8 protein-coding genes are annotated in these 8,748 nt (G+C 73.3%); 2 read left to right on the top strand and 6 right to left on the bottom strand.

The features are described from left to right. From CHF16_RS38625 to CHF16_RS38605, 5 genes are all read right to left on the bottom strand, one after another. Positions 1–1,622, bottom strand: a 1,622-nt coding sequence (locus CHF16_RS38625) for a DNA translocase FtsK 4TM domain-containing protein (RefSeq protein ID WP_179271924.1), incomplete at its 3' end; no start/stop codon positions are given. Positions 1,623–1,733: 111 nt separating this feature from the next. Beyond that, on the bottom strand, positions 1,734–3,419 hold the full coding sequence (locus tag CHF16_RS38620) for a ribonuclease J (RefSeq protein WP_089331160.1): 1,686 nt from the start codon (positions 3,417–3,419) through the stop codon (positions 1,734–1,736). Continuing rightward, positions 3,416–4,315: a 4-hydroxy-tetrahydrodipicolinate synthase gene (gene dapA, locus CHF16_RS38615; protein ID WP_245869803.1), complete on the bottom strand. Its 900-nt coding sequence runs from the start codon at positions 4,313–4,315 to the stop codon at positions 3,416–3,418. Before dapA ends, CHF16_RS38620 begins: the two co-directional genes overlap by 4 nt. Positions 4,316–4,509: 194 nt before the next feature. Next, positions 4,510–4,731, bottom strand: coding sequence for a hypothetical protein (locus CHF16_RS38610; protein ID WP_089331158.1), 222 nt, complete (start codon positions 4,729–4,731; stop codon positions 4,510–4,512). A 138-nt stretch (positions 4,732–4,869) separates the two neighbouring features. Then, the gene (locus tag CHF16_RS38605; protein ID WP_245869802.1) at positions 4,870–5,904 is read right to left on the bottom strand and encodes a glycoside hydrolase family 18 protein; all 1,035 of its coding nucleotides are present in this window, start codon (positions 5,902–5,904) and stop codon (positions 4,870–4,872) included. A 236-nt stretch (positions 5,905–6,140) separates the two neighbouring features. Here CHF16_RS38605 and CHF16_RS38600 point away from each other — a divergent pair, with 236 nt between their 5' ends. Beyond that, positions 6,141–6,347 (top strand): hypothetical protein, encoded by a 207-nt coding sequence (locus CHF16_RS38600; RefSeq protein WP_143228338.1) that lies wholly within the window; start codon positions 6,141–6,143, stop codon positions 6,345–6,347. Here CHF16_RS38600 and CHF16_RS38595 read toward each other — a convergent pair. Then, a complete protein-coding gene (locus CHF16_RS38595) occupies positions 6,337–7,257 on the bottom strand; it encodes a DMT family transporter (protein ID WP_089331156.1) in 921 nt (306 codons plus the stop codon). The genes CHF16_RS38600 and CHF16_RS38595 overlap by 11 nt on opposite strands. Between CHF16_RS38595 and CHF16_RS38590 the strand changes: the two genes are divergently transcribed. After that, on the top strand, positions 7,256–8,647 hold the full coding sequence (locus tag CHF16_RS38590) for an aminotransferase-like domain-containing protein (RefSeq protein ID WP_089331155.1): 1,392 nt from the start codon (positions 7,256–7,258) through the stop codon (positions 8,645–8,647). The genes CHF16_RS38595 and CHF16_RS38590 overlap by 2 nt on opposite strands. Positions 8,648–8,748: the final 101 nt, after the last annotated feature.

Raw genomic sequence — 8,748 nt, 5'->3', positions numbered from 1 at the left:
TTCGCCACCACCGTGCGACCCTCGACGTCCTTGCCCAACCCCACCACCATCGGATGGTGCTCGTTGGTCGCCGCCGGCGACCGCAGCACATCACCGAGGGAGACGATGTCCTTGTCGGTGTTGGGGATCTCCACACCGATCGCCGACTTGCCGGGGATCGGGGAGATGATGCGCACGTCGGCGCTCTTGACGGCGTAGGCGATGTTCTTGGTCAGCGCGGTGACCTTCTCGACCTTCACCGCCGGGCCCAGCTCGATCTCGTACCGGGTGATCGTCGGGCCGCGGGTGAACCCGGTCACCTGCGCGTCGATGTCGAACTGCTCCAGCACGCCGGTGAGCGCGTTCACCACCGTGTCGTTGGCCTTCGTCCGCGGCTTGGACACGCTGCCCGGCCGCAGCGCCGACGGATCGGGCAGCACGTAGATCTCGCCGGACGACGACAGCGGGAGCTGCTCGGACCGGCGCGGCGCGGGCGTCGGATCGGGCACCTCGTGGGGCTCGTCCCCCACCGTGGCGGCCCCCGCGACGTGCTCTTCGGCGGGCTCGTCCACCGGCTCGTCGTCGGGCGGCGGCGCGGGCGGCGGGACCTCGGCGCCGAACGGGTCGGGCTCGAACAGCTCGTCGGCGAGGTCGCGGCGCGGCCGGTCGGCCTTCTTCGGCGCGTCCTCCAGCAGCGGCGTGTCGTAGGGCCGGGAGTGCTCGCCGACCTCCAGCTCGCCGTCGCCGTCCGCGCCGTCCTCGGTCTTCTTCTTGCGGCGCCGCTTCTTCGGCGCCTCCGCGTCCTCGCCCGCGCTCTCGGACGGGTGCTCCGGGCGGCCCTGCAGCGTCGCCATCGCCCACAGGTCGGCGACCCGCTCGGGGACCTTCGCGATGGGCGTCGCGGTCACGACCAGCAGCCCGAACCCGGAGAGGAGCAGCAGCAGCGGCACGGCCACCCAGCCGCTGAGCGCCGCGTCCAGCGGCGCCGACACCAGCCAGCCGATGACGCCGCCGGACTCGCGGACGCCGTCCATGTCCTTCGCCGGGGAGGGGACGCCCGCGGCGATGTGCAGGATGCCGAGCACCCCGACGCCGAGCGCGGTGATGCCGATGACGACGCGGCCGGTGTCCTCGTGCTGCTCGGGGTGGCGCAGCGTCCGCCACGCCAGCAGCGCCAGCAGGACGGGCAGCGCCATCGCCAGGACGCCCAGCCCGCCGCGCACGACCTTCTCCAGCGCGATCGTGACGACGCCGTCCGGGCGGAACCAGGTCACCGACGCCAGCACGATCGAGGAGCCGAGCAGCGCCAGCCCGAGGCCGTCGCGCCGGTGCTCGGGGTCGAGGTTGCGGGCGCCGTGCCCGTAGGCGCGGAAGACCGAGCCGACCGCGACCGCGGCGAGCAGGTACAGCTTGAACAGGAGCTTGAAGAACCCGAGGACGGCCTGCGAGATCGGATCGGGCTTCTGCGGGGGGCGCCCCCGCCCCGAGCCGCGGCCGCCCTTGGACGAGCCGCCCCTGGCGGAGCCGCCTCTGCCGGTGCCGCTCGTTCGCTTCCGGGGGGATGAACCTGCGGGCTTGCGAGCCGCACTGCCCCCCGTGCGCGAGGAGGAGGTCTTCGCGCCCCCGGACGCACGTGTGGCCATGGTTATGAGAGTAACCAAGGACCCCGGGGGTTCCCGGGATGGCGCGGGGCGTGTTGGGGAAACGGACGGCCTCCGGGGGCGGACCCCGGCGGCCGTCCGCCCCCGCGTCCGCTAGACCTCCACGACCACCGGGACGATCATCGGGCGGCGGCGGTAGTTGTCACTCACCCACTTGCCGACGGTGCGCCGGATGAGCTGGCTCATCTGGTGCAGGTCGTTGACCCCGTCGCCGGCGGCGTCCCCGAGCACGGCCTCGATCCGCTCGATGACGTCGTCGAAGTCCTCGTTGACGATGCCGGCGCCGCGGGCGTGCACCTCCGGCCCGGCGACGACCTTGCCGGACGTCGAGTCGATGCCGACGACGATGGAGACGAACCCCTCCTCGCCGAGGATGCGGCGGTCCTTCAGCGAGGTTTCGGTGACCTCGCCGACCGACAGGCCGTCCACGTACACGTACCCGGCGGGGACGGCGCCGACGATCTTGGCGCGGCCGTCCACCAGGTCGACGACGACGCCGTCCTCGGCGATGACGATGCCCTCGTCCGGGACGCCGGTGAGCGCGGCCAGCTTGGCGTGCGCCCGCAGGTGCCGCCACTCGCCGTGGATCGGGACGAAGTTGGCGGGCTTGGTCACGTTCAGCACGTACAGCAGCTCGCCGGCGGAGGCGTGCCCGGACACGTGCACGAGCGCGTTGCCCTTGTGCACGACGCGCGCGCCCCACCGGGTCAGGCCGTTGATGACGCGGTTGACCGCGTTCTCGTTGCCGGGGATCAGCGAGGACGCCAGCATGACGGTGTCGCCCTCGGTGATGCGGATCGAGTGGTCGCGGTTGGCCATCCGCGACAGCGCCGACATCGGCTCGCCCTGCGACCCGGTGCACACCAGCACCAGCCGGTCGCCGGGGATGTCGTCCAGGTCCCGCTGCTCGACCATGACGCCGTCGGGCACGTTGAGGTAGCCGAGCTCGCGCGCGACGCCCATGTTGCGGACCATGGACCGGCCGATGAAGCAGACCTTGCGGCCGTTGGCGACGGCGGCGTCCAGGACCTGCTGGACGCGGTGGATGTGGGACGCGAAGCAGGCGACGATGAGCCGCTCCTTCGCGGTGCGGAACACCTCGTCCACGACCGGGCCGATGTTGCGCTCGCTGGTGACGAAGCCGGGCACCTCGGCGTTGGTCGAGTCGGCCATCAGCAGGTCGACGCCCTCGGCGCCGAGCCGGGCGAAGCCGGGCAGGTCGGTGAGCCGGCCGTCCAGCGGGAGCTGGTCCATCTTGAAGTCGCCGGTGTGCAGGACGAGCCCGGCGGGGGTGCGGACGGCCACGGCGAGCGCGTCCGGGATGGAGTGGTTGACGGCGAGGAACTCGCAGTCGAACGGCCCGAAGGCGCGCCGCTCGCCCTCCGCGACCACGTCGGTGACCGGCTTGATGCGGTGCTCGGTGAGCTTCGCCTCCAGCAGCGCGAGCGTGAGCCTGGAGCCGACGAGGGGGATGTCGCGGCGTTCGCGCAGCAGGTAGGGGACGGCACCGATGTGGTCTTCGTGGCCGTGCGTGAGGATGACGGCCTCGACGTCGTCGAGGCGGTCCCTGATGTACTCGAAATCGGGCAGGATCAGATCGACGCCGGGCTGCTCGGTCTCGGGGAACAGCACGCCGCAGTCGACGATGAGCAGGCGTCCGCCGTACTCGAACACCGTCATGTTGCGGCCGATCTCCCCCAGCCCGCCGAGCGCGACGACGCGCAGCCCGCCGTCGGGCGGGGCGGGCGGGTCCGAGAGCTCCGGGTGAGGATGACTCACCGGGCGACCTCCGGCATGGCGACCTCAGGCACTTTGACTCCCCCTATCGTGAGGTCTTCTCGCAGGCGCGCCGCGAACTCCGGCGTGGCCTCCACCAGCGGCGCGCGGAGCGGGCCGCCTCCGGGAAGGCCGAGCAGGTTCAGCGCTGCCTTGACGGCGATGGCGCCCTGCGTTCGGGTCATGATGGCGGTGACCACGGGCAGCAGCCGCCGGTGGATCTCCAGCGCCCGCCCGTGCTCACCGGCGCGGTATGCGTCGATCATCTCATGGAGTTCGGCGCCGACGACATGCCCGACCACGCTGACGAACCCCGCCGCGCCGACCGAGAGCCAGGGCAGGTTGAGGTTGTCGTCGCCGGAGTACCAGACCAGGTCGGTCGCGGCCATCACCCGGGACGCGCCGAACAGGTCGCCCTTGGCGTCCTTGACGGCGATGATCCGCGGGTGCTCGGCGAGCTGGACGAGCGTGTCGTTCTCGATCGGCACCCCGGCGCGCCCCGGGATGTCGTACAGCATGCAGGGCAGGCCCGTCGCGTCGGCCACGGCGGTGAAGTGGCGGACGAGGCCCTCCTGCGGAGGCTTGTTGTAGTAGGGCGTGACCACGAGCAGCCCGTGCGCGCCGGCGGCCTCGGCCTGCCGCGCGAGTTTCAGGGTGTGCTCGGTGTGGTTCGTCCCGGCACCGGCGACGATCACCGCGCGGTCGCCGACCGCCTCGATGACCGCGCGCAGAAGCTTGCTCTTCTCGTCGTCGCTCGTCGTCGGCGACTCGCCCGTCGTCCCGTTGACGACCAGGCCGTCGTGGCGCCGCTCGTCGACCAGGTGGGTCGCGAGGCGCGCGGCGCCGTCGTAGTCGACGCCGCCGTCGGGCAGGAACGGGGTGACCATGGCGGTCAGCATCCGTCCAAACGGAGCGTCAGTCGTTGTGCTGGGTGCCATGCAACGAACGGTACCGTTCCGGCCGTTCCTCTTGGACCCGCAGGTCGTACATAACGTCGCACGAAAAAGGGAGAAGCCGCCGCCACACGCTCGGGGGTACGCGTGGCGACGGCTCCCACCTCCACATCGTGGCACGCAAAAGCCGCGTTACGGGGTCAGTCCGGCCACTTCCCGGACTCGATCGGATAACGTGACCCGCCGGTCATCTCATGCAGCCGGACACGCAGCTCCTCGACGTCGGGAGTGCGCACGAGATCGTTGCCGCGGACGGCCCACCACAGGCCGGACCCGCCCCGTCCGATCCGCCAGCCGGCGAACTCGGCCGACAGCTCGCCGATCCGGTCGGCGTCGCGCCGCGCGATCCGCTGGGTGCCCATGGCCTCGCCCTCGCTTCCTTTGCCGTCCGCTGGTCTCGTCTTGACTTCCGCACCGGGCAATACCCCGGCGGATGAAGGGCTACCCAACCCTTTCTACCTGCAGGTTCAAGTGAACGGAAACGTCGCGGGCCGGGTTTCTCAACCGCCAAGACTTCCTGTCCCCCGGGGCAGCCAGGTAGAGCGGAAACGGGCCCATTCGCCGGGCTCCGTCGTCCAGCCCGCGTAGACGCCGACGCCGTACGGGCGCCTGGGCTCGCGCTCCAGCTGGTCGATGCCGCGCCGGACGCCCCGCAGCGCCACCGGCAGGTCTTCCGCCCAGTCCATCAGGGGCCGGTAGGTCGGGACGCCGATGAACACGGACGTGCGGTCGCCGATGAGCTCCAGCGTCGCCCGGGTGTGCCGGGCGTAGTGCCATCCGGCGAGGGCCTCGGTCGGCAGCGACACGTCGTAGGTCATGATCGCGACCTGGTCGGCGCGGTCGGCGACCGCGCGCAGGAAGTCCCTGGTCGGGCGCGGCGGGTAGTGCACCGCGCCCGTGCGCGGGATGAGCGCCTTGTAGACGGGCTGCAGCCCGTCGAAGAGCGTCGGCTGCTCCAGCGCCACCGAAAGCAGCCTGCCGCGGGACCGGGTCAGCTCGCGGGTGCGGTCCATGAGCGCGAGGAACGCGTCGTCGTCGGGGTAGATCGGCTCGAAGTCGTAGTGAATGCCGTCGAACCCGGCGTCCAGGAAGGCCGCGTCGGTCTCCAGGACCCGCTCCCGCACCGCGGCGTCGTCGAGGTCGATGACGCCCTTGCCCTCCACGACGCGGATCTGCCCCAGGTACGCCTGCGCCCGGACGCCGGGCGCGTACTTCCGCATCGCCTGGACGAGCTGCCGCGCGTAGCGGTACTTCGCGGGAGGCACCGTCCCGTCCGCCTCGAACGGGCCCGTGTGGAAGAAGACGTCGCTGATGCGGTTGCGCTTCAGCAGGTCGCCGAACGCGCGGTACTCGGCTTCGGTGTGCGGCTCCCCCACCCACTGGTGCCGCGCCCACAGCCCGTTGAGCTCGGTGCCCCGCGCCTCCGGCTCGGGCTGCCACCACACCCAGGCCCCGGCGAAGACGAGCGCCGCGATGCCGAAGACGTAGGCCGCCGCCCAGCCGGTCCGGCGCAGCAGCACACCCAGAGCACCCATTACCCGCCCTTTACGTTCCATCACGTCATGATCCCGGATTCGCGGGATGCCTCGGACGCGCCGCACCAGCGATCCCCCATGAAACGATCATGGTTGGGACGTGTTCGCGCGCCGCGCGCTCCAGCCGTTGACATCCGGGGAATCCTCTGATGACGAGGCGGCTCAGCGGTGTCGCCCGTCACCCGACGGGGAGCCGCCCGGTCCTTACCGTCCATCCGGATGGAGGTCGAACCGGCATGCGAGTACCACCGAGGCACGTGCCGCCGGAGCAGGTGACCCCCGAACCCGGCCAGCCGCGTCCGCTGATCAGCACGCGGGGCCTGGTGATCATCATCGTGGCGGCGGGCGCCGCGGGCCTGACCGCCGCCGCCCCGCAGTTCGCGGTCCCGATCGGCGTCGGCGTCGGCGTCGTCACGCTGCTGGCGCAGATCGTCAAGGACTGATCCGCACGCGGGCGCGCTGGGTCAGCGCCACGCAGACCAGCACGGCGGCGGCCGCCAGCGCGGTCGCGGCGTCGACCGCCTCGCCGAGCAGGAGCCCCGACCAGAGCAGGGTCAGCATCGGCTGCGCGAGCTGCACCTGGCCGCCGCGCGCGATCCCGGCCCGCGCGAGCCCCTCGTACCAGGCGAAGAACCCGAGGTAGGCGGAGACGGCGGCGACGTAGCCGAAACCGGACACGGCGCGTCCCGTCCACACGGGACCGGTCGCGGCGAGCAGCCACCCGGTGACCGGGACGGTGACCGGCGCGGCCAGCAGCAGCGCCCACGAGATCACGCGCCAGCCCGGCATGTCCCGGGCCAGCCGCCCGCCCTCGGTGTAGCCGGCGGCAGCGGCGGCGAGCGCGCCGAACAGCAGCAGGTCGGCTTCGGTGACGCTGCCGCCGCCGCGGACCGCGGTGAAGCCGGTGACGCACGCGGTGCCGGCCGCGCCCGCGAGCCAGAACGCCGTGGAGGGCCGCTCCCCCGCGCGCAGCACGCCGCAGACGGCGGTGGCGGCGGGCAGCAGCCCGACGACGACCGCCGCGTGCGCGGACGAGGCGCCCTGGTCGAGCGCGAGCGTGGACAGCACCGGGAACCCGATCACCACACCGGCCGCGGCGACCGCGAGCCCAGCCCACTGGTCACGGCGCGGCGGTCGCGCGCGCACCGCCAGCAGCGCGACCGCGGCGAGGACGGCCGCCGCTGCGGAGCGGCCGACGCCGACCAGGTACGGGTCGAGCCCGTCCAGCGCGAAGACCGTGCCCGGGAGGGTGAACGAGAAGGCCAGGACGCCGAGCGCGGCGAACCGGAGACCCGCCCCGCGCGGGGCGGCCGCTATCGGCGCGGAGACAGTAGCGCTATTCTCAGTCCTCATGAAAGACGATAGCAGTGTGGCGGCGCTCGCCGACGCGCTGCGCTCCGAAGTCCGCCGGATGGCCCCGGGCGAGCGGCTCCCGTCGAGCCGGGCGCTGGTGGAGCGGCACCGGGTCAGCCCGGTCACGGTGTCGCGGGCCCTCGGGCTGCTGTCCGCCGAGGGGCTGGTGGTGACGCGTCCGGGCAGCGGCGCGTTCGCCGCCGAGCGCCGCCGGCCCGCCGCCGAGCCCGGCGACTTCGGCTGGCAGGCGGTGACGCTCGGGGACCGCGCCGTCGACCCGTCCGGCGTGTCGTGGCTGCTCACCCCGCCGCCCGACGGCGTGGTGCCGCTCAGCGGCGGCTACCTGCATCCGGCCCTGCAGCCGGTCCGCGCGCTCGCCACGGCGGCGGCGCGCGCCGCCCGCCGACCGGACGCCTGGGCGATGCCGCCGCCCGGCGGGCTGCCGGAGCTGCGCGCCTGGTTCGCCCGGACGGTCGGCGGCGCCGTCACCCCCGCCGACGTGCTGATCACCAGCGGCGGCCAGCAGTCGCTGACGACGGTGCTGCGGGCGCTGCTGCCGCCGGGCGCGCCGCTACTGGTGGAGTCCCCGACCTACCTCGGCGCGCTGTCGGTCGCGCGGGCGAGCGGGCTGCACCCGGTGCCGGTCCCGATCGACGCGGACGGGATCCGCCCCGACCTGCTCGCCGAGGCGTTCGCGCTGAGCGGCGCCCGCGTCCTGTACTGCCAGCCCGCCTTCCACAACCCGACCGGGGCCGTGCTGAGCGCGGAGCGGCGCGCGCGGGTGCTGGACGTGGCGCGGGCGGCGGGCGCCTTCGTGGTGGAGGACGACTACGCCCGCCATCTCGGCATCTCCGCGCCCCCGCCGCCGCTGATCGCGGGCGACGAGGACGGCCGCGTCGTGCACATCGCCTCGCTGACGAAGGCGACCGCGCCCAGCCTGCGGATCGCCGCGGTGGCCGCGCGGGGTCCGGTGGCCGCGCGGATCCGCGCGACGCAGCTCGTCGAGGAGTTCTTCCCGGCCCGGCCGCTCCAGGAGACGCTGCTGGAGCTGGTCAGCTCGCCGGGCTGGCCGCGCCATCTGCGGGCCGTCCGCGCGGCGCTGCCGGCGCGCCGGGACGCGCTGCTCGGCGCGCTCGCCCGCGACCTGCCGGACCTGCGGGTGGACCGTCCGGCGGGCGGCCTGCACCTGTGGGCGCGGCTGCCGGACGGCACCGACGACACGGCCGTCGCCGAAGCCGCGCTGCGCGCCGGGGTCCTGGTCAGCGCGGGCCGCCCGTTCTTCCCCGCCGAGGCCCCCGCCCCGTACCTGCGGCTCAGCTACGGGACGGCGGCCGGGGAGACGGAGCTCGCCGAGGGCGTGCGCCGCCTCGCGACCGTCTTCGGGGTGTAGGCGGCTGATGCTCTTATGGATGTCAAGCGGCGAGTCTAAGATCGTTTGTGGTGATGATCTGGTAGAGCTCGCGGGCGACGTAGCGTTTGAGGCATCGGATG

The sequence above is a fragment of the Actinomadura meyerae genome (assembly GCF_900188445.1).
In the GTDB taxonomy this organism is placed as follows: Bacteria; Actinomycetota; Actinomycetes; order Streptosporangiales; family Streptosporangiaceae; genus Spirillospora; species Spirillospora meyerae.
The sequence above is the reverse complement of the archived record's forward strand: the minus strand, read 5'-3'. Positions and strand labels throughout refer to the sequence as shown.

Bases quoted from the DNA above. Each gene is read 5' to 3' on its own strand.
- dapA (WP_245869803.1), bottom strand. From the start codon at position 4,315: ATGCTGACCGCCATGGTCACCCCGTTCCTGCCCGACGGCGGCGTCGAC.
- CHF16_RS38610 (WP_089331158.1), bottom strand. From the start codon at position 4,731: ATGGGCACCCAGCGGATCGCGCGGCGCGACGCCGACCGGATCGGCGAG.
- CHF16_RS38605 (WP_245869802.1), bottom strand. From the start codon at position 5,904: ATGGGTGCTCTGGGTGTGCTGCTGCGCCGGACCGGCTGGGCGGCGGCC.
- CHF16_RS38600 (WP_143228338.1), top strand. From the start codon at position 6,141: ATGCGAGTACCACCGAGGCACGTGCCGCCGGAGCAGGTGACCCCCGAA.
- CHF16_RS38590 (WP_089331155.1), top strand. From the start codon at position 7,256: ATGAAAGACGATAGCAGTGTGGCGGCGCTCGCCGACGCGCTGCGCTCC.
- CHF16_RS38595 (WP_089331156.1), bottom strand. From the start codon at position 7,257: ATGAGGACTGAGAATAGCGCTACTGTCTCCGCGCCGATAGCGGCCGCC.